General features: G+C 68.5%; 23 protein-coding genes. 11 read left to right on the top strand and 12 right to left on the bottom strand.

Going from position 1 to position 18,730, the window contains the following annotated elements; all coding sequences use genetic code 11:
* The first annotated feature begins 114 nt into the window (after window positions 1-114).
* Together ACPCUW_RS15260 and ACPCUW_RS15255 are read left to right on the top strand one after the other, a co-directional pair.
* Window positions 115-342, top strand: coding sequence for a hypothetical protein (locus ACPCUW_RS15260; protein WP_423425492.1), 228 nt, complete (start codon window positions 115-117; stop codon window positions 340-342).
* A 174-nt stretch (window positions 343-516) separates the two neighbouring features.
* Complete coding sequence (locus ACPCUW_RS15255; RefSeq protein WP_423425491.1) at window positions 517-1,011, top strand: hypothetical protein; 495 nt, start codon at window positions 517-519, stop codon at window positions 1,009-1,011.
* A gap of 245 nt (window positions 1,012-1,256) precedes the next feature.
* Here ACPCUW_RS15255 and ACPCUW_RS15250 read toward each other — a convergent pair whose 3' ends face one another.
* From ACPCUW_RS15250 to ACPCUW_RS15240, 3 genes are all read right to left on the bottom strand, one after another.
* Window positions 1,257-1,988, bottom strand: coding sequence for a dienelactone hydrolase family protein (locus tag ACPCUW_RS15250; protein WP_423425489.1), 732 nt, complete (start codon window positions 1,986-1,988; stop codon window positions 1,257-1,259).
* Between the two features lie 201 nt (window positions 1,989-2,189).
* A complete protein-coding gene (locus ACPCUW_RS15245) occupies window positions 2,190-2,903 on the bottom strand; it encodes a cation transporter (protein WP_423425487.1) in 714 nt (237 codons plus the stop codon).
* Complete coding sequence (locus tag ACPCUW_RS15240) at window positions 2,903-3,238, bottom strand: ArsR/SmtB family transcription factor (RefSeq protein WP_063015790.1); 336 nt, start codon at window positions 3,236-3,238, stop codon at window positions 2,903-2,905. The genes ACPCUW_RS15245 and ACPCUW_RS15240 overlap by 1 nt, the downstream gene beginning before the upstream one ends.
* Window positions 3,239-3,353: 115 nt before the next feature.
* On the opposite strand from ACPCUW_RS15240, the gene ACPCUW_RS15235 reads away from it, so the two are divergent.
* Both ACPCUW_RS15235 and ACPCUW_RS15230 read left to right on the top strand, forming a co-directional pair.
* The gene (locus tag ACPCUW_RS15235; RefSeq protein ID WP_423425485.1) at window positions 3,354-3,689 is read left to right on the top strand and encodes a hypothetical protein; all 336 of its coding nucleotides are present in this window, start codon (window positions 3,354-3,356) and stop codon (window positions 3,687-3,689) included.
* A complete protein-coding gene (locus ACPCUW_RS15230; RefSeq protein WP_423425484.1) occupies window positions 3,686-4,105 on the top strand; it encodes a MerR family transcriptional regulator in 420 nt (139 codons plus the stop codon). The genes ACPCUW_RS15235 and ACPCUW_RS15230 overlap by 4 nt, the downstream gene beginning before the upstream one ends.
* Window positions 4,106-4,387: 282 nt before the next feature.
* On the opposite strand, the gene ACPCUW_RS15225 is transcribed toward ACPCUW_RS15230, so the two are convergent.
* Together ACPCUW_RS15225 and ACPCUW_RS15220 are read right to left on the bottom strand one after the other, a co-directional pair.
* Window positions 4,388-4,600, bottom strand: a complete 213-nt coding sequence (locus tag ACPCUW_RS15225; RefSeq protein WP_064908600.1) for a DUF397 domain-containing protein — start codon at window positions 4,598-4,600, stop codon at window positions 4,388-4,390.
* Entirely contained in the window at window positions 4,597-5,466 is an 870-nt protein-coding gene (locus tag ACPCUW_RS15220; protein ID WP_423425482.1) for a helix-turn-helix domain-containing protein, read from the bottom strand. The genes ACPCUW_RS15225 and ACPCUW_RS15220 overlap by 4 nt, the downstream gene beginning before the upstream one ends.
* Before the next feature lie 337 nt (window positions 5,467-5,803).
* On the opposite strand from ACPCUW_RS15220, the gene ACPCUW_RS15215 reads away from it, so the two are divergent.
* The 3 genes from ACPCUW_RS15215 to ACPCUW_RS15205 are packed head-to-tail and all read left to right on the top strand — an operon-like array spanning window position 5,804 to window position 6,713.
* Window positions 5,804-6,157: a hypothetical protein gene (locus ACPCUW_RS15215; protein ID WP_423425480.1), complete on the top strand. Its 354-nt coding sequence runs from the start codon at window positions 5,804-5,806 to the stop codon at window positions 6,155-6,157.
* 3 nt (window positions 6,158-6,160) lie between these two features.
* A complete protein-coding gene (locus ACPCUW_RS15210; RefSeq protein WP_423425478.1) occupies window positions 6,161-6,508 on the top strand; it encodes a hypothetical protein in 348 nt (115 codons plus the stop codon).
* Window positions 6,501-6,713, top strand: coding sequence for a hypothetical protein (locus ACPCUW_RS15205; protein WP_423425476.1), 213 nt, complete (start codon window positions 6,501-6,503; stop codon window positions 6,711-6,713). The genes ACPCUW_RS15210 and ACPCUW_RS15205 overlap by 8 nt, the downstream gene beginning before the upstream one ends.
* A 6-nt stretch (window positions 6,714-6,719) precedes the next feature.
* Here ACPCUW_RS15205 and ACPCUW_RS15200 read toward each other — a convergent pair whose 3' ends face one another.
* Window positions 6,720-6,947 carry a hypothetical protein gene (locus ACPCUW_RS15200; protein ID WP_423425475.1) on the bottom strand — a complete coding sequence of 76 codons (228 nt, stop codon included), beginning with the start codon at window positions 6,945-6,947 and terminating at the stop codon, window positions 6,720-6,722.
* Window positions 6,948-7,111: 164 nt separating this feature from the next.
* Here ACPCUW_RS15200 and ACPCUW_RS15195 point away from each other — a divergent pair, with 164 nt between their 5' ends.
* The gene (locus ACPCUW_RS15195) at window positions 7,112-8,263 is read left to right on the top strand and encodes a serine hydrolase domain-containing protein (RefSeq protein ID WP_423425474.1); all 1,152 of its coding nucleotides are present in this window, start codon (window positions 7,112-7,114) and stop codon (window positions 8,261-8,263) included.
* A gap of 32 nt (window positions 8,264-8,295) precedes the next feature.
* On the opposite strand, the gene ACPCUW_RS15190 is transcribed toward ACPCUW_RS15195, so the two are convergent.
* Window positions 8,296-8,688, bottom strand: a complete 393-nt coding sequence (locus ACPCUW_RS15190; RefSeq protein WP_030518359.1) for a hypothetical protein — start codon at window positions 8,686-8,688, stop codon at window positions 8,296-8,298.
* A gap of 95 nt (window positions 8,689-8,783) precedes the next feature.
* On the opposite strand from ACPCUW_RS15190, the gene ACPCUW_RS15185 reads away from it, so the two are divergent.
* Window positions 8,784-9,242, top strand: coding sequence for a MarR family transcriptional regulator (locus tag ACPCUW_RS15185; protein WP_104363512.1), 459 nt, complete (start codon window positions 8,784-8,786; stop codon window positions 9,240-9,242).
* A gap of 15 nt (window positions 9,243-9,257) precedes the next feature.
* Here the strand turns inward: ACPCUW_RS15185 and ACPCUW_RS15180 are convergent, their stop codons facing one another.
* Both ACPCUW_RS15180 and ACPCUW_RS15175 read right to left on the bottom strand, forming a co-directional pair.
* Window positions 9,258-9,725: a YybH family protein gene (locus tag ACPCUW_RS15180; RefSeq protein WP_423425472.1), complete on the bottom strand. Its 468-nt coding sequence runs from the start codon at window positions 9,723-9,725 to the stop codon at window positions 9,258-9,260.
* Window positions 9,726-9,735: 10 nt separating this feature from the next.
* The gene (locus tag ACPCUW_RS15175; RefSeq protein WP_423425470.1) at window positions 9,736-10,320 is read right to left on the bottom strand and encodes an NADPH-dependent FMN reductase; all 585 of its coding nucleotides are present in this window, start codon (window positions 10,318-10,320) and stop codon (window positions 9,736-9,738) included.
* 158 nt (window positions 10,321-10,478) lie between these two features.
* Here ACPCUW_RS15175 and ACPCUW_RS15170 point away from each other — a divergent pair, with 158 nt between their 5' ends.
* Window positions 10,479-10,967: a M15 family metallopeptidase gene (locus tag ACPCUW_RS15170; RefSeq protein ID WP_305780199.1), complete on the top strand. Its 489-nt coding sequence runs from the start codon at window positions 10,479-10,481 to the stop codon at window positions 10,965-10,967.
* Window positions 10,968-11,186: 219 nt separating this feature from the next.
* The gene (locus ACPCUW_RS15165) at window positions 11,187-11,429 is read left to right on the top strand and encodes a hypothetical protein (RefSeq protein WP_064901890.1); all 243 of its coding nucleotides are present in this window, start codon (window positions 11,187-11,189) and stop codon (window positions 11,427-11,429) included.
* A gap of 43 nt (window positions 11,430-11,472) precedes the next feature.
* Here ACPCUW_RS15165 and ACPCUW_RS15160 read toward each other — a convergent pair whose 3' ends face one another.
* Genes ACPCUW_RS15160 through ACPCUW_RS15150 form a run of 3 tightly spaced genes read right to left on the bottom strand, consistent with a single transcriptional unit; the run spans window position 11,473 to window position 18,646 of the window.
* Complete coding sequence (locus tag ACPCUW_RS15160) at window positions 11,473-15,693, bottom strand: TIGR02680 family protein (protein WP_423425467.1); 4,221 nt, start codon at window positions 15,691-15,693, stop codon at window positions 11,473-11,475.
* Between the two features lie 2 nt (window positions 15,694-15,695).
* Window positions 15,696-17,138, bottom strand: a complete 1,443-nt coding sequence (locus ACPCUW_RS15155) for a DUF2398 family protein (RefSeq protein ID WP_423425466.1) — start codon at window positions 17,136-17,138, stop codon at window positions 15,696-15,698.
* Window positions 17,138-18,646, bottom strand: a complete 1,509-nt coding sequence (locus tag ACPCUW_RS15150; RefSeq protein ID WP_423425652.1) for a TIGR02677 family protein — start codon at window positions 18,644-18,646, stop codon at window positions 17,138-17,140. Before ACPCUW_RS15150 ends, ACPCUW_RS15155 begins: the two co-directional genes overlap by 1 nt.
* Window positions 18,647-18,730: the final 84 nt, after the last annotated feature.

Raw genomic sequence — 18,730 nt, 5'->3', positions numbered from 1 at the left:
AGTCGGGGGGCGAGTTCGGCGGCGCGATATGCGGCATGACGGGACGTTCGTTGCCCGTCACCGCTGAGCTGGTTCGGTTCGCTCGCGGAGAGTGGCGATATCGCGGACCCCACCGTGTACGCGACTGTGCTGCGGACGTCGAACCGCCTGTGGACCTATCTCAGCTCCGCCGAGCAGATCGGCCCCGGCGAGCGCACCGCCCGCTTCCGGGTGGGCGGAGACCAGCCGGTCCTCGACCGCGACGGCCGCAGTCGTATCTCGTTCGAGGACACCGCCGTCGCATTACTCGACGAGATCGAGACTCCTCGCTTCGTGCAGCGGCGTTTCACCGTCGGCTACTGAATCCGCAGTCCGCAGGCCCTTCCGAAGACGCGGCCAAGGCAACGGTAGTGCGCGTGCGAACATGCTCGCGCACAGCCGCTTCGGACCGAGCCGCCATCGACCAAGTGACCCCGCAAGAGCGCCCGCCGGCACCGGCGATCGAAAACTGATGCGCCACTTGGCAGAGTGTCGTTCATGACGCCGAGCGCCCTTTTCTTCCAACTCGGAACCGAGTACAGACGACGGGTTCACCTGTCGCTGTGCGAGGATGCGCTGCCGACCTGGATCGGTTACGTGCGGGAGAAGCCCAGCGCGCTACGCTATCGCGACTCGGTTGTCGGAATGCGGCACCACGTGGATGTCGAGCTTCCCGCCGATGCCCTTCGCTCTGCCGGGGCCGGTGTGGATCTCGCGGATGTCGGCAACCGGTATCTCGAGCCCATCACCGCGCTGCAAGACGATGATCTCGCCTTCCCCGACCCGGTCGAGTTCGCCTACTACGCGATCTACAACTGTTTTCGCAAGTACGTCGGTGGTAACAACATCGAAGATTGGCTGATCGTCAACCAAGCTTTGTCGGCTCACGACAGCGACCAGGCGGCGCCGCGTTTGACGCGAACGATCAACGAAATCACCCGGACCCCTCCCGGTGACCGACCAACGGCCTCGCGTGATTCGCGGGGATGCTGACCCGACCGGCGCGGCCGGTCGGGTCAGCTGCGAGCTCCCGTCATCGTGGCGGCAACTGCTGACACCGCAACGACATTCGACTGGATGCTGGTGCGATAGCGGCGGGTCTGTCTCGGCCGAACATATCGTGCAAACCTCGATGAAAATCGCGGAAAACCGCATAGGGCGGTGCGGTGTGCACCGTTATGCGCAGCGACATGCCGACGGGACCGCATGGGGTGCAGGTCGAGAGACGCTGCGCGGCATCACTTCATATGCCGTGCGAAGAACTGGTCTCCGTAGTCTCCCTCGAAGTGTGGGACGCCGGTGTGCCCGCCCATGTTGGCGTGCAGCGTCTTTTCCTTCGAGCCGAAGGCGTCGAACAGGTCGAGGGCCTGCTGCCGATCGTTTCCTTCGTCGTCCCACTGCAGCAGGACCAGCAGCGGGATGGTGACCTGCCGGGCCTCGTCGAACATGCTGCGGGGCACGAAACTTCCGGCGAAGAACACGGCAGCCACGATGCGTGGCTCGACGACCGCCAGCCGGAGCGCGATGGCGATCACCCCTCCCGAGAACCCGACCGGCCCGCCGATCTCGGGCAGTGACAGGAGGGCGTCCAGGGTGACCCGCCATTCCGGTACCGCCTTGTCGACCAGCGGTAGGACGAGCCGGTCCACGATCTCGTCGTCGACCGGCTCGCCGGCCTGAACCGCCCGGCGCAGATCGGCGCGGGCCTGCTCGGCGTCGGGGGAACGGGGCCGGTCACCGCTGCCGGGGAGTTCGATCGTGGCCGCGGCGTAGCCTTGCGCCACGGTGCGCCGGGCCCGGCCCGCCAGACGGGGATACATCTTGTCCAGTCCGCCGGGATGGCCGAGCAGGATCAGGGGTGTGGGTGCGGGGGCGGATGCCGGCGTCCACAGGATGCCGGGGATCTCGCCGAGGGTGAAACGGCGTTCGAGGACGTCGTCGTCGAGACGCTGTTCCGAGGTGAAATGCATGGTCGTGCCTTTCGGGAGTGCTTTCGCGGCGCTCCCGGACGACCTATCGCCCGACCGTGACCCCTGAGGGGAGCACCCATGTCGATACTGCGTTCACGGGTACCACCTCCTCGTTCTCTTGCACGGCTCCGGGAAAGGTAGCAGTGGTCCCGGTTGTCCGGCAACAGGTTTTCGCGCCGATGCGCGGCTACTTACACGCGATCACGGGTGCTCGCAGTCGCAGGTGTGGTCGTCGCTCTGGTGCGGGCCGAGGGGTGCCGGGGCGGGGCAGCAAGTGTCGCCGCGCCAGGCGTTCACACCCTCCTTCGTCGCGATCAGGGCGATGACCAGTGCGGCGATCGGATCGGCCCACGACCATCCGAACAGGGCGTTGAGCAGGAGACCGACGAGCAGGACGGCCGACAGGTAGGTGCAGAGCAGGGTCTGTTTGGAGTCTGCGACCGCGCTGGCGGAGCCCAGTTCGCGGCCGGCGCGTCGCTGCGCGGCCGACAGGATGGGCATCACAACCAAACTGACTGCGGCCAAACCGATTCCGATGGGGGAGTGGCGAGCTTCACCGATTCCGAGCAGGCTGCGGATCGAGTCGACGGTGACGTAGAGCGCGAGTGCGAAGAACGAGAACGCGATGATGCGCAGCGCGATCTTCTCCCGGGCCTCCGGGTTCGGTCCGGCGAACTGCCACGCCACCGCAGCCGCGGAAGACACCTCGATCACCGAATCCAGTCCGAATCCGATCAGCGCGGTCGAGGACGCCCGGCTGCCCTCGGTGAGCGCGATGATCGCCTCGAGGACGTTGTAGGAGATGGTCGCGGCCACGAACCAGCGGATCCGCCGCGCCAGCACGGCACGCCGCTGCGACGACGGGCCGGCCGCCACGGTCGACGGCACACCCGGCATACCCAGCGACTGCGACATCAGCAGCAGCCCTCGGTCTCGGCGGCGGGGCAGCAGGCCGGATCGACCGCGAGCACCAGCCCGAGCAGGTCTTCGAGGGCGGCGGCGATGCGGTGGTCGGCAAGTTCGTAACGGTTACGCCTACCCTCGGGGACCGCTACGACCAGCCCGCATCCGCGCAGGCACGCAAGATGATTGGACAGAATCTGGCGAGATACCCCGATCTGCTCGGCCATCTCCGCCGGATAGGCCGGACCGGTGCGCAGGCTCAGCAGGATCCGGGTGCGGGTCGCATCCGACAGGGCGTGCCCGAAGCGGGCCAGCGCGTCGGTGTGGGCCACAGGCAAGGTCTGCATAACGCAAACGGTACATCGAAATCTGTATACAGAAAAGAGTGGATTATCGCCGTGTGGTCTTCGGGTGAATCTCGAGCTTGCATCCGGTACCGGGGTACAGGCTTACCGTCGAGATATGACGATTTCTCCGCTTCAGGACGACTGGGTGCCGCCGGCATGCACCCTGCCCGCGGCCGAGCAGCCGATCCGGGTGGCCGAGTTCGATCGGTTTCTCGCTGAGGCGGTCCGTGCTGTTCGTCGACCGGGCCCTCACCGGCTCGACCTGATTCTCGCCGCCGACGCCGAGCCGCGGGCCCGGGACCTCGCGGCGCGCGAGAGTAGCTGCTGCTCGTTCTTCACGTTCGACTTCGGCGCCACCGAAGAAGGGCTGGCCCTGAGTATCGTTGTCCCACCGGCCTATACGGCGGTGCTCGACGCATTCGCCGCTCGCCTCACCGGCGGTGCGCGGTGACCGGGCTGCGCACCGGCGAGCTCGCGGCCGCGGCCGGGGTGAACACCCAGACCCTGCGGTACTACGAACGCCGCGGCCTGCTGGCCGAACCGCAGCGCACCCTCGGCGGGCACCGCCTGTATCCGGAGGAAGCGGTGACGGTGCTGCGGGTGATCAAGGCTGCCCAGCGGCTCGGGTTCACCCTCGACGAGGTCACCGACCTGCTCTCCGGTACCGGTCACCACCGGCGCGATGCCGGATTGCGCAGCCGTGCGCGCGTCAAGCTTGCGGAGGTCGATGCCGAGCTGGCCGAACTCGGCGCGGTCCGCGACACCCTGCGTGCCGCGTTGGCCGCCGGGTGCGAGGACCTGCTCACCTGCAGTGAGACACCTTCCTGCCCAGTGCCTTTCGAGCTTCCGCCCGATTCCGGTACTTAGCGGACCGGTAGGATCATCCGTCGCGAATGCCGACACGACGATGCCGCGCTGACCCTCCATCGGCGCTGGGGCAGTGTTACGTGTAGACCGTCCGAGCGCTCCCGCGGTGGTATTGGGCGCCGGATCGGCCTGGAGCTCGCCGAGAACCGGTGCTGGTGGCAGCCGCCCTGCTGTGCCAGTGGTACTGTGGCGCAACACTTTTCAGGCTCGTCGAGACCTGAAACAGGAATCGTGCGGAATCACCGACTGCGAGCCGCCCGGCCGACTCGCTGCGCCGGTCGACTACGCCTGTGGTTGGGAGAACCCACCGTTCAGCATCGTGCCGGTGAAGGCGTCCCACTCATCAGCGGTGAAAACGAGGGCAGGGCCGTTCGGGTTCTTGGAATCGCGGATTCCGACCATGCTGCCATCGAGGAATGCGACCTCGACGCATTCTCTCGTGGCGGTGCTTCGGCTGCTCTTGAACCATTTCGCGCCGGATAGATCAACCGTCATCGCAAATACTCCTTCGCTACCTGTCGCAACAAGGCCCTGCTGGTCGACGCATCCAGGGAGGCGAGCTGCATCTCCTCGTATGCTCCAGCGTACCGGCGGACGGTAGCCGATTTCTCCAGATACAAGTTGCCGGTGAAGGTTTCAACATAGACAACGGTGCGCGTGCGGTCGTTGAACCGCAGAACGACGAAGGCGCCCACCGGATCGCCCAGGGGGACTCCGGAGCTGAACGGAAGAACTCGGACCTCGACGTTCGTGCGGGTGCTCATGTCCGCGACGTGGCGAATCTGAGAGCCCATGATTTTGGCGCTTGCGACGCTCCTGCGGAGCGCCCCTTCGTGAATCACTGCCTGGAGTGCGGCGGGACGCACCTTGCGGGTGATGAGGAGCTGTCGTCGCAGCTTCAGCCGAAGGCGACGGTCGATTTCCTCCTCGGGAGCGTCGGGCAACGCGGTGCGAATCAGCGCCCGGGCGTAGTCCGGGAGCTGTAGTAGACCGGGAATCAGGTCCGGTTGGTACGTGGCGACTTCCTGTGCTCCCGTTTCCAACCCCACATAGATATCGAAGTCGGCCGGAATCAGATCGTCGTACTCGTGCCACCAGTTCTGTGTATCGGCCTGCTGGGCAAGTCCTTTCATCGCCTCGACCTTCTCCTCATCGAACTCGTACAGCCGGCAGTACGCCTCGATCTCGGGCACCGACAGCTTCTGGGTGAGCCCCTTCTCGATACGCATCAACGTGGGTGCCGAGCGTCCGATATGTGCCGCGGCCTCGGCCAGGCTCATGCCGGTTTCCTCCCGGGCCTGCCTGAGGTAGTAGCCGAGCTGGCGTTTCGGCAGGGACAGCGGTTCCCCGCGTTCGGCCATCGAATGCCCCTTTCTCTGCGTTGCGAAGTGAAATGGTGCCTCTGGATTCCTGTAATCCGTCCTGGCGCTTTGCGGCACTTCCGGCGGGATTTCATGTCGCGCACGCGGACCAGGCCGGTCGATGGTGTTCTGGTGCTGCGACCACGACCGACGCGAAAGCATGACCGCTCCTGCGGTCGGCACAAACAGAGGAACCTGACGAATCGCTAGTGCGGCTACAGGTGGAGTGCGCCCCCTGTGCCACGGCTACCACACATGATAGCCGAGTCGTACCCGCCCGGCGAGCGCCGGTCGTGAATTGCGTTCCAGCCCAACGCTATCGAAGGAGATGCCACCAGTGCCGCACTCGCCGATCGACGAGGATGCTCTCCTCGCGCTACCGGATATCTGCGATCTCTCGCAGATCGAATTGGCCCACGATCTGATGCAGCATCACCGGAACTGCCGTATCGAACTGTGCGCGTGGAAACAGGTTGCCTATCGGACCCTGGTGCATGTCCGGCGGATCGAGCCGCCGCGGTTGAGCCCGCGCGAGCGTGCGCATCGGCGCGGCATCGAATTCCCGGTCGGCAGTGACGGTTCCGGTCTCCAGCGACAGCGCGACGTGCCGATCGAAACCTTCCAGCAGGTGCTCGCCGGGCTGAGCGAACTCGCGAACGATCTGTACCCCAACACCATTCGTGACCGGTGAGCGATGGGAACGTGGAACGCCCTGTCGAGCGTCGTCACAGTGCTGGCGGGGTGCGGCGTCGTGCTGCTCGCTGTCGGATGCTTCTGGCCGAGCGATGATTCTCCGCGTACCGGGCACGTCGAGCGATGGAACGGCGCGAACTGCGGGTCGCCGATCGCTCGGCTCACGGACTGGAGCTGTGCCCCGCCCGCCCGGTCCTTCACTACGGCCGAGGCTCACCACTGGATGCAGATGCATCGCGATCACGACTGCCCGCGCAAGCGGGAGGCCTTCGCCGCGCTGGTCGCGGCCGGTCGCATTCGTCCCGATTCCACCCGCCCGAACACCCTCAGGAGCGAAGACGATGAGTGATCGTGAGACGAATACCTCGGCAGCGCAAGCCGATCCGATGCCGGAACGCATTCCCGAGCTCACCGCGCGCGCCGAAACCGCCGGCTACGTTCTCCTCCGCAGCGTCCGCCCGCAACCGAAATGGAAACTGCTGGACAGGGAAAGCGGGGAAGAGGTCTTCTGCACCGCTGAACTGAACGCGATCGAACAATGGCTCGATTCGTGATCCGTCCTATCGTGAGGTCGATGTGGCCGCACGCCACCGAGCTCGTCCCGCCCGGTGCCGGCTGGTGGGTGCGACGCCACCTTGGCGCACCAGGCGCCGCCGGGTCACCTCGTCGGCCTGCGCGGGGATCCTCCGGGTGCGTCCCGGCGCCAGGGAGGCGACTGCGACCAATGCGCTCGCCCCCAGTGCGGCGGCCAGCGGCACCAGGGTGTTCGCGGTCAGCGGAAGAGCCATGACTGCCTCCTCGTCGTCGGGCCGTCAGAGCACACGACCGCTTCGCACGCTATCGGGTGATTCGGACTCGCGGCAGAGCGACACGCCGCCGCGCATTTCGCCCGGTGCGCCGGGTTCGGCGGCGAATACCGGCGGCAGTCTCTGTAACGTGTTCTAATTCTGTGATGACCGGCGTACAGGGATGGGTGGATCCGGCCTTCGAGGCGGTCCGCGAGGTGTTTGCCGCCAACCTGGGCGAGGGGCGCGATCTGGGCGCCTCCGTGGCGGTATGCGTCGACGGGCGCGCTGTGGTGGATCTGTGGGGTGGTGTCGCCGACGAACGCACCGGGCGGGCGTGGGAGCAGGACACGGCCTGCGTCGTCTTCTCCTGCACGAAAGCGGTCACCGCCACGGCGGCTCTCGCCGTCGCGCACGACCTCGGCATCGACCCGGACGAGCCGGTCGCGGAGTGGTGGCCCGAGTATGCGGTCGCCGGCAAGGAATCCACGACGCTCGCCGACATGCTGACCCATCGCGCCGGGCTGCCCGTCTTCGAGCAGCCGATCACGGTGGCCGAGGCCGCCGACGCGGAACTGATGGCACGCACCCTCGCGGCGCAGCGCCCGATGTGGCGCCCGGGTAGCGAACACGGTTATCACGCATTGACTTTCGGCTGGCTGGTGGGCGAATTCGTACGCCGCCATATCCAGTCGACGGTCGGTGAGTATGTGCGCGGCCACTTCGGTGCGGATCTGCGCATCGGTGTTTCCGCCGACGAGGCCGCCCGAGCGGCGCGCCTGGCCCGCCCGCCCGCCGCCGAGATGGTGTGGACCGACGACAGCGGGCCGATCGATGCGGCCGCGGCGGCCCGCGTGGCAGAGGCGTATCGTGATCCGGATTCGCTGCTGATGCGCTCCTCGTCCAATCCCACTGCGGCATACAATAATTCGGATGTGCTGGCGGGTGGGTGGCCGGCGTCGGGTCTGGTCGTCACAGCTCGCGCTCTCGCCAGCTTCTATCGTGACCTCGTCACGGGAACGCTGCTGCCGCAGGCGGTCCTCGCCGAGGCCGCGCGGGAGCGGGTGCGCGGGATGGACGCGGTGCTGCAACTCGAGACGGCGTTCGGCTGGGGATACATGCTGCCGTCGCAGAATTTCGTGCTGCCGGACACCGCGGCAGCCACGGCGTTCGGACACCCCGGCGCGGGCGGTTCGGTCGGCGTGGGCGATGTCGACAACCGGGTGGCGATCGCCTTCGTTCCGAATCTGCGCCGCGACTGGCTCGCCGGTGACCGGCGAGCCTACGACCTGGTCGCTGCCGTCTACGACTGCCTGTGATCGTTGCCGGAGGGCTCGGCCGCCGGCAGGATTCAGGCGAACGCGGCCGCTCTGCGGAGGGCGTCGAGGGTGGTCTCCGGTGATGTGTTGAAGCAGAACCGGATTCCCGGCGCCGCCTCGGCGAGGAGATTGACCACGCGCTCGAAGAGCAGGGTGTGCTCGGGTATGGCTCGCACCGCCCCGCCCACCATGACGAGGTCGAACGACCGGGTCGCCAGCACCGCGCGGATGTCGTTCTCGGCCTCGTCGGGCGAGGCGGAGACCAGGCACGGTGTGATATCGAATTCGGTATCGCGCAGCGCGGCATTGGCGGCGTCGACCCTGGCGGTGAGTTGCTCCTCGTCCAGATCGGGAAGGCGACTGTAGTCCAGCGCTCGTGGATGCAATCCGATGGTCAGCGCGCGGAGCCGGGCGGGATCGGTCATCGTTCTCCTCCGAGAAGGGGGCAGTTGTCCACATGGGACGATGGGCCTGTTCGGCAATTTAGCTTTGAAAGCAAAGGTATTTGAGGGAGAAGGGTATGTCAACGGAGCACGACGGGCTGTCCCTGGACGAGAGCGTCCGGGCGATGGTGCTGCTCATGCCGCGACTGGTCGGCCGGGCGAAACGCCTGCCGGTGCCCGACGCCCTGCGATCGTTCGATCTGGCGCCGCGCCATCTGTCGTTGTTGACGTACGTGCTGTTCGACGGGCCGCTCACGGTCAACGAGCTGGCGAGGCGACTGGAGGTGGCGCCGACCACCGTGAGCCTGATGATCGCCGACCTCAGCCGCCAGGGCGTCCTGGAACGCCGCACCGACGACAACGACCGGCGGCGCACCCTCGTCGCGATCGCCGGCGCGCACCGAAAGGCGGTGGCGGACTGGCTCGGTGGCGCGGATCGGGGGTGGCGCGCCGCGCTGGGCCCGCTGACCGCGGAGCAGCGGGCCCTGGTCATCGCGACACTGCGCGCCTACGAGGAAGCGGTCTCCGCCGGCTGACGTCGAAAGTGCCTGTCAGGGCTCGAGATCGACGACCCCGGTGCCGCTCGCGATGTCGAAGGGCACCGACACCTGGTCGTGCGCGATCAGCCAGGTGCCGTCGATCTTGCGCATTCCGTAGGTGACCCGGACCCACATACCGCTGTTGGCCACCCCGTTCGTCATCGTGCCGTGCAGCCGGGCGAAGGCGTGCCCGAATGCCACGTCCTCGCCCACGGTGAACGTCAGATCGCGAATCTCGTAGTCCACGTCCTCGAAGAACAGGAAAACCTTGGCCCAGTTGTCGAGTTTCGCGGTGATCCCGACGTGCTGGAGTGGCGGTTCGACATCGAAGGACACGACGTCGGTCGCGTACGCCTGCCGCACGGCGTCGAGATCCTTGGCGCGCAGTCCGTCGACCACCCGGTCGATTTGGCGCCGGATCTCGGCTTCGTCGGCCGCGAGCCGGTCGGCGCGGGCCTGAAAATCGTTGGATACGGTCATGTTCGGCTCCTCAGGAATTGGTGAGAGTGGTTTCGGCGCCGGCCCGCAGCGGGGCCAGCGCGGTGCTCCACGCGACGACTTGGTCCAGCGTTTTGTCCAGCGCGGCGGCGTGATGGTCCCGCGGGGTGAACGTGGTGTGGTTCTCGAAATCGGTGAGCACCGAGATCGAGACCTGGTAGCCCACATCGGCCATCCCCAGCGAGCTGCAGACCGCCCGCAGCTGCACGACCGCGCGGGCGCCACCGTTCGCGCCGTAGGAGACGAATCCGACCGCCTTGTCGACCCACTCGGCGAAGACGTGATCGAGGGCGTTCTTCAGCACCCCCGGCATCCCGCCGTTGTATTCGGGGGTCACCAGCACGAAACCGTCGAACGCTGCGATCCGCTCGGCCCACGCCCGGGTGTGCGCGTGCACCGAGGGGCCGAACATCGGCGGCACCGGCTCGTCCAGATGCGGCAGCGGGTGATCGCGCAGATCGATCAGTTCGAATTCGGCATCGCCGCGACGCGATGCCGAGTCCAGAACCCACTGCGCGATCTGGGCACCGTTGCGGTTGGGGCGGGTACTGCCGAGGATGATGCCGATTCTGGTCATGTCCGGAGCTCCTGGATGGCTGAAAACTGGTACGTCCTTTCGACGACGCAGCCGCCCGGAATGTCAGGCGATGGTCGTGCCCGGCGGCTCGCGGGCGTGACGGTGGGCCGGCACCCGGTTGCGCGGTGTGGGGATCGGCGCTGGTTACGATCGGTTTCATGCTGCGAGGACTTGCCGGTACAGCCGTGGTGGTCGGTGTGGCGCTGGCCGGTGCCGCCGGACCGGGTCTGGCCGAACCCGCCCATACCGCGTTCGCCGCCGGCACCGAGGGACTGGATCCGCTGCTGGCCGCCGCCTACACGATGGCCGAAAGCCAGGCCCACCAGCAGGGTGTTCCGCTCGAGATCGTGTCCGGGCATCGCACCCGCGAGGAACAGGAACAGCTGTGGGAGCAGGGCATCGCCACCTACGGCGGTCCCGACGCCGCGCGGCGGTGGGTGCTGCCGCCGGACGAATCCACGCATGTGACCGGTAAGGCCATCGACGTCGGCCCGCAGCAGGGCGCGCAGTGGTTGCAGGACAACGGAAATCGGTGGGGGCTGTGCCGGACGTTCGACAACGAGTGGTGGCACTTCGAGTTGCAGACCTTCCCCGGCGGCGCCTGCCCGCCCCGGTGGCCCGACGCCAGTGTCCGTCCGCATCGGTAGCGCGAAACTCGCGAATCGGATAACTACCAATCGGTATTCAGCAAACTTTCGGAGACACGCCGATTGTCCTGTCCAATACCGGTGTGGCGCACTCGCGGATGGGGCACTGTAAATGTCTGGCGGTTTCCCGGCAGACGGGCCGGGACGCTCGAAGCGATGGAGGTTCGGGTGCAAGGGCGGGTTCCGGTACGGCGGAGCGGTGCGATACGTGGCAATGCGGTGCACAGCGAGACCGGACCGGACATACCCACGGTCCAGCTGATCCCCGAGACCGGTCTGTCCTCCATACCGTGCGGATGGCTGCTGCCGGAACTGCCCACCGCCCTGCTGATCGCGGTCTTCGTCGGCACCGGCTGGGTCGGCTACGCCGCCTCCGACCGGCCGATTCCCGATCCGCCGCTGACCGTCGTGGTCGCACCCGGCGACCGGGATACGCTGTCGGTCACCTTCGGCGACCGGTGAGCCGCGCCGGGCGCGAATAAGCCCGGCGCGCAACGAATTTGGTTCAGCTGGTCGGTTCCAGCGCCTCGTCGAAAGTGATGCCGCCCTCGACGGTATGCGGGGTGCGGCGCCGGTTGGGCGAGCCCAGGGCGGTGGTCAGATCGGAGCCGTCGTGTTCGGCCAGCAGCGCCGAGGAATCCCATACCAGCAGCGTCGCGCTGACGGTGTTCTCGGCGGCCGAATGCGCGAGGTCGTAATGCGCGCACGCGGGCACGTGATCGTAGGTGATCCACAGGTCGTAGCCGGTCATGAACAGGTCGAGATCGAAATCGACCGACAGGCCGAGCAATTCGCTGCGACCGTTGTCGTCGACGCCGGCGAACGCCTCGTCCAGTGCGAGCAGTCGCGGCGCCTGCGGATCGGCCGAATCCAGCATCACGTGCGCGGCGGCGAACAGCGGAAGATGCAGCGACACCGACTGTTCGCCACCCGAGAGGGCGCTGTGCCGGGCGACGGTGAGCCGATCCTCGGAGCCGTCGGCGGTCACCAGGGTGAACGAGAACACCCGCCACGTCCGGTAGTCCAGGGTGGTGGCCAGAATCTCCGGATAGGACCGTTCCGGATGCGTCGCGCGCGCCGCCCGGATCTCGGCGGCGAAATGCGCACGCACAGTGGCCAACTCGTCGGGACCCAGATCGGCAGCGGCGCGGTCCAGCAGTTTGCACACCGCGCGCGCCGACTCCGACAGACTGTCCACCAGCACCCAGTGCACCCCGATGGTGTTGCCCGAGGACATGCGCCGCTGCTTCATCTCCGCGCCCATCCGGGCGATGAGATCGCGGGCGTCGCAGGTACGTTCGTGGATCTGCTGCGCCAGCCCGGTCAGCAGCGCGTCCTCGAGAATACGCCGCTCGGCATCGGTCAGCAGCAGTTCCTGATCGGCGCGAGCCGCGGCGATGCGGTCGGCGAAATCGGCCAGTGCCGCCATCCCGTTGTCGTCGTGCACCTGGACCACGGTCAGGCCGTCGGCCGCGTCCCATTGCAGGCGGTAGTCCTGGCGCGCGGAGGCCAGTGCGGCGTCGAATTCCTGCAACGCCGCGGTCACCGCGCTGCGGGTCGACTTGCGGGCGGACTCCCCGGCGCGCACGGAAGTGGTGGCGGCGCAGAGGTTGTCGAACAACTCGTGCACCTCGACGGGCAGGACGGCGGTCTCGTTCTCCGGCCCGCCGGATTCGATGCGATACAGCAGCTGATCGGCCGTCGACCAGGCCGCCGGCGAACTCGGCCACCGGCTCTCGGTGGGCGCGCCCAGCAGCGAGAGCAGATCGGGCCGCGCGTAGGGCGCGAGTTGCCGCACGTCGGTGAGCAATTCGGTCAGCGCGGTGCCGAGCGACTCGTGGGCGGCGCGATAGGCGCCCTCGGCGGACCCGACCGCTTCGATCGCCTCGGCGGCGGCCTTGCGAGCGGCCCGCTGTTCGGCGCGGGCGGCGTCGATGCGCTCGCGGGCCTGCTCGAGTTCGCGGTCGATATCGGCGGCGTCGGCGCCCAGCGCCTCGCGCAGCGTCTCGAGTTTGCGCAGCTGTTCCTCGTACCCGGCCCGCGCGGCTTCGGCCTCCTCGGCGAAAGCCTCGGCCAGATCGCGGGATTCGGCGAGCCGGTCGCTGGCCTCGCGGGCGCGTTCGGCCTCGCGTTGCTGGTCGCCGCGCAGCCGCAGCAGGGCGGTGCCGGTGTTCTCGAAATGGCGGACGGCCGCGGCGAGCGCGTCCAGCTCCGCGGGGTCGCGAGGCGCGTTGCGGGAGGCGGCGACCGCGCGCACCTTCTTGTCGGCCGCGGTGAACGCCGCGACCGCCTGGTCCAGATCGTGTTCGGCCTGCGCCGCCGCCTCGGTATGCGAGCGCAGAACTCCCGCCGCCTCGGACAGCGAACGCAGCGCGGCGATCACCGCACTGCTGCGCGGCAAGTCCTTTGCGGCGGCCGCCAGCCGGGCCAACTCGCCGGAGGCCTCATCGGCATCCGCACGAGCGGTCTGTCCGGCCTGTTCGGCGGCGGCGATCTCCTCGGCCAACTCGGCCAGGCGCCGCTCCCGGCGTCGGGCCCGGGCGGTGGCGCCGATGAATTCGGCCTGCGGCTTGTGGTGGCGGCCGATCTGGACACCCTGCCGGAAACCGCCGTCACCGCCGACGGCAACGAGGTCGCCGACGTGGGAGCCGTCGTCGCTCAATGCGATAGAGGCCAGGATATCGGTGAGGTGGGTGCGCGAGACCGTAGCGATCGGCGAATCGGCATCGTCGCCGACACCGTCCTCGACGACCAGCACCTGCGCGAGAGTGGGACCGTCGGGCCGGGCGGTGGGCGGGAGCGGCGTCAGGAAGGTGTCCGAATCAGCCTGCGGCGCCTCGTCATTCGCACCGACCCAGGCGTCGAGCAAGCCCGCGGCCTGTAAAGCCGCCTCGATCCCGGCGGCGCGCTCGGCATCGATGTCGTCGGCGAAACGCACCAGCCGCCACAGCGGTGCGCCGGGACGCGTCGTCCGGGCCTCGGCGCGGCTCTGCGGGGACGGGGGCGCGTCGTCCTGTTCGGCCGCGACCCGCTGCTGTTCGGCACGCAGCGCCGCGGCGCGATCGCGAGCCTGATCGGCGCTCGCGCGGGCCTGACGGCGGCGATCCCGCAGCGCTTCGGTGAGCGATTCGGTGTGCTCGGCCAGCACCTGCGGCAGCGGCAGCGCATCGTCGCCGCCCGCCTCGGCGAGCGCGGCGTCGAGCGTCTCGAACAATCCGGCGGCCACGGGGGAGTACAGCTCACCGTGCGTGTTCCACCAACTACGCAGGAAGGCAGCGGTATTCGCGCGCGCCAGCGCCACCGCGGCCTCCGCCTCGGCCAATTCGGCGGCCGCGGTATCGCGGTGGCGGCCCGCACGCTCGAGGGCTCGCTCCGCACGGGTGCGGTCGGCCGCGGCGGCATCGGCCACCGTCATCGCCTGGCGCACCGCGCGTACATCGGCGTCGCGTTCCTCGGCGTGACTGCGCACCGTGGTGGTGAGTTGTTCGGTGCGGGCCTGTTCCGGCAGGGCTGCCCAGGCGATTCCGGCCTCCTCGGCCGCCGCGCGCAGTTCGTCCTCGCCGCGGGCCAGGGCCGCGGCGGCGGTGGTGACCGCGGCGGTGGCGCGTTCGTATTCCTCGCCGCGCTGGTCGGCCGCCTGCTGGGCCTTGGTCGCCTTGTCAAGGTGGACCGCCGCCGAGGTCTCGAGCCGCCGCACCGCATCGGCCAGATCGTCGAGCTGCTGCTTGCCCTCGTAGGCGCTGGAGCGCTGCAGCGTCTCCCGATCGGTCAGGGCCTGCTCGTAGGCGCGATCGGCCTCCTCGGCGCGATGCTCGGCGGCGGTGCGCTCGGTCTCGCGCCGCTGCCGCAGTGCCGCGGCGGCGAACAGCGCGGTGCTGCCGTGAGTCACCGCGTCCAACCGCGAACGCACCTGATCCACATCCGACTTCGCCTGCACCGCAAGGTATTTGCGATAGACGTCGACGAAGGTGCGAGTAGCGGAGTCGGCGGCGACCAGCCCCTCGAGCGTGCGGCCGACCTCCTCCATATCGCTGAACGAGCGGGCGGCGTCGAGGATCAGCTGATCGTCGAGCGGGCGCAGGCCGTCGGTGAGGGCCTGCGAGAGTCCGCGCGGATCGAGGTTCTTGGCCAGCTGCGGGCGGCGCAGGGTCAGGATGAGATTGATCAACTGGTCGTAGCGCTGCACACCGAGGCCGAACATGCGCGCGTCGATCGCGGCGCGGTAGTCGACGGGGCGGTCCACGATCGCGTCGGTGCCGATCTGCTCGGCCAACTGTTTGCGGGTGAAGGGCCGGTCGTCGGGTCCGATCAGCGAGAAGTCCACGCCCACCCGGCCGTCGGCGACGAAATACCACCGCGTCACCTTGTCCGAGGACCGGGTCGCGCGCATGCCGATGCCGACGGTGACCACCTCGGGATCCGACCAGCGCCCGCGCGCGAATTCCATCCAGACATAGGAATAAGCCGAATCCTGTTTGCGATAAAGCAGATTCGACTTCATCGTGCGCTCTTCACCGGCGAACGGATTCAACCGCCGCGGTTCGATGCGGCCGTCGAAGACGAAGGGGAACAACACCTCCAGCGCCTTGGTCTTGCCGGAGCCGTTCGGACCGCGCAGCACCAGCCGCCCGTCGGCGAAGCAGAATTCTTGATCGCGGTAGTCCCACAGATTGACGATTCCGGCGCGGGTGGGAATGAAGCGGACACCACCGTGAATGAGGTCCATGGTTACTCCGTCCCCTTTCCTGAGGTACTGGATCCCGCGGCGCCGGCCGGTGCGGTCGCCGGTTGCCCGGTGGCGTGCGCGCCCAGCGATCGTGCCGAGGCGAACAATTCGGTTTCGGCCCGCGTGCGCACGGTGACCACCGCGCCCCGATAGCGGGCCAGCGCGGGCAGTGCCAGGACACCGCCGTCGACCATCTCCACCAGAGTCAGCCGCGCCAGCAGACCGACCACTTCGGTGGTGAGCCCGCCCACGTCGGCCTGCCATTGAGCGGCGAAGGTCGAACCGTACCGCTCGGTCAGCGCGTGCACCGTCGCGCGAATCCACTCGTCGTCGACGAACGGATGGGTGATCGGCTCGGGACCTTCCTCGTCGGCCGGATCATCCGCGTCGCCGGGTTCCTGCGGCGCCGTGACCAGCGGCGCGAAGACCGTGGCCGCCGGAATGGCGGCATCGAGACCGTCGGCGATGCCGGTGGCGGCGGGCGGGCGCGGTTGCCGGGGCAGCGGATTGTCGATGTCGAGGACCCGGTCGGCGATCTCGCCGATCAGCAGCAGCGCCACCTGCGCGAGGGTTCCGGTGCTGGGGAAGCGCATATCGGAGAACCGGCCGGAGGTGTCGATCAAGGCCACACCCTCACCGCGGCGTTCGGCGCGCAACCCGGTGAGCAACTCCACCTCCGCCACGATCTTCTCGCTTCCCAGCGCGGATTGTTCCGCCGCACCGAGGGTTTCGGTGTAGACGACCGGCAGTTCGATCAGCGCCCGCCGCACCCGGCGCGCGGCCGCGGCGCGCGACGGCACGGAAACCGTTGCGGCGGAATCGGTGTCGTCGGCGAGCAGGGTGCGCACGCTGTGCAGGTGCTGCAACGCGCGCGGCGGCCGGAAGATCGCGAACACCACCGAGCGGTCGATGTCGTAGAGTGCCTCACCCGCTTCCGGGTCGGCGGCCCAGCCACCGGCGTCGCCGTCGGCGAGGGTCAGGGCGCCGCGGGCGGCCAGCCAGGCCACCGCGTCCACGAACGCATCCCGGTCGGCAGCGCGTTCGGTGGACAGGTCCAGCCCCTCCACCCGCACGGCGTAGGCCGCGACCTGATCGGCCAACTCCGACAGCGTGATCTGATCACCGGCGCGACCGAGCGCCGCCAACGCGAGCGACAGATAGGCGTAGCGGCGACGGTCGAAGACACGATCGGCGGGGGTACGGGCGGGACGGCCGGTGTCGAGCCGGTCGGGGATCGGGAACAGCCGAGCCGTGGTCTCGGTGACCTCGAGCCGGTAACCGAGCAGCTCGGCCATGTCCTCGCGCAATTCCGTGGCCCAGCGCCGGATCAACGGCAGCGCAATGCGATCCGGGAAGGTCCGGGTCACCAGATGATTGGCCAGCAGGACCCGCGCGGCGCGCTGGTAGCTGTCCAATGCCAGCGGGTCGATGGTTTTCGCGTGCATCACGACCGCCCGGAGGCGGTGCGGGCGCGGGAATTCTCGCGCACCTCGAGCCGGCGGTGATCCAGATACAGCAGGCCCTGTGCCGTGCGCACCACCGTGGAGCCGGGATGTTCGCGGACGGTCAGCGTCACGCCGCTGTCGGATCCGGTCGTGCTCACCCGGCCGCTGACGGGCACCCACGCGGTGGAGGCGGCGTCGAGCAGCCGCAGCAGGACCTCGGTTTCACGTTCGTCGAGGACCCGGTCGTGCACATCGGCGGCGGCCAGCGACATCGCGGCCGCCGCGCGGGCCCGCTGCGTCTCCAACTGCGCCTGGCGCAGCCGCCGCACCCCGGCATCGTTGCGCACGAGCCGCGCGGGCGCGCCCGGGGTGGGCTGACGGCCGGTTTCGGCGAGAGTGCGCGCGATCTCCAGCGGCGCTGCCTCCCACCAGGATCGGTGGGCGGGAATGATGTCGGCGTCGGGATGTTCCATCGACAGGTGCCGGGGTTTGCCCAATCCGAAGACGACGTCGAACAGGGCGTGCGCGCTGTCGGTGGTGGGCGCGGCGGCGAACCAACCGGCCAGATGCCGCAGCGCCGACTCCCGGCTCACCCCGCCCTTGCGCGTTTCGGTCACGCGGCGCAGCAGCGACAGCACCGCCGCGATCGCACTCATGGTCGCCTCCCGCAACCGTTCGGCCTCGGTCGCCGGCGCGGATTCGCCGCCGGGGTCGGGCGCGCCGCGATCGCGGACCGCGACGAACCATCCGCGCAGCCCCTGCCAGCGAGCCCGCCAATCGGCTTCGCGCGCGCCGATGTCCAGCAGCACCCGCTCGTCACAGGACGCGGCGCGGGCGATCAGCGACTCGGCGCCGGTGTCGTCGACCTCGGCGATCGCGGCCGCCAGCCGGGGCGCGTAGCGGGCCAGATCCATGCTGAATTCGCGCATATGCGCCAGCAGCGCATCCTTGTGTGCGAGAAAGGCTTCCGGCGTGGCCTCGGTCGTGCGGACCAGATCGCCGAGGGTCAGATAGAAATGCGCCGCGTGGTCCGCCAATTCGGACAGCGCGGTGTCGAGTCGCTTCAGGATCCGGTACACCCGCTCGGCGTCGCCGTCGCGATTGGCCTGCGCCAGCGCCCGCAGATCGGCCAGCAGTTCCGGGAGCACCAGGCGTGACAGCGAGGCCTCGTCCAGGCGCGCCCCCAGCACCTCGTTCACCGCCCGGTACGCCTGATATCCGGCCTGCGAGAACTGATACACGTAGTGCCGGTTGCGATATTCGGCCAGGGTCGCCGCGCGGGTGCCGTCGTAACTGCGTTCCAGCACACCCCAGGTGTGCAGCTGTTCGAGCAGCGGCCCGATCTCGGTGGCGGTGGGATGCGGGGCATCGAGCATCCGAGCCAGGGTGTCGGCCACATCGGAGGCGTGCAGCAGCACCACATAGGCGGCACGCGCGTGATCGAAGGCGCGCAGCACCCACAGATAGTCGTTGCGCTTGTCGGCGGTGGCGAAGGAGAACAACCGCAGCCGATCCGCGCCCTCGATCACCGTGTCGTCCCGAGTGGGGGAGACGCCGTCGAACAGTGCGGGTTCGGCGGGCAGCAATCGGTC

Source organism: Nocardia sp. AB354, from assembly GCF_049538315.1.
GTDB classification, from domain to species: Bacteria; Actinomycetota; Actinomycetes; order Mycobacteriales; family Mycobacteriaceae; genus Nocardia; species Nocardia nova.
Note: the sequence above shows the minus strand (reverse complement) of the source record. Positions and strands in the feature narration are given on the sequence as shown.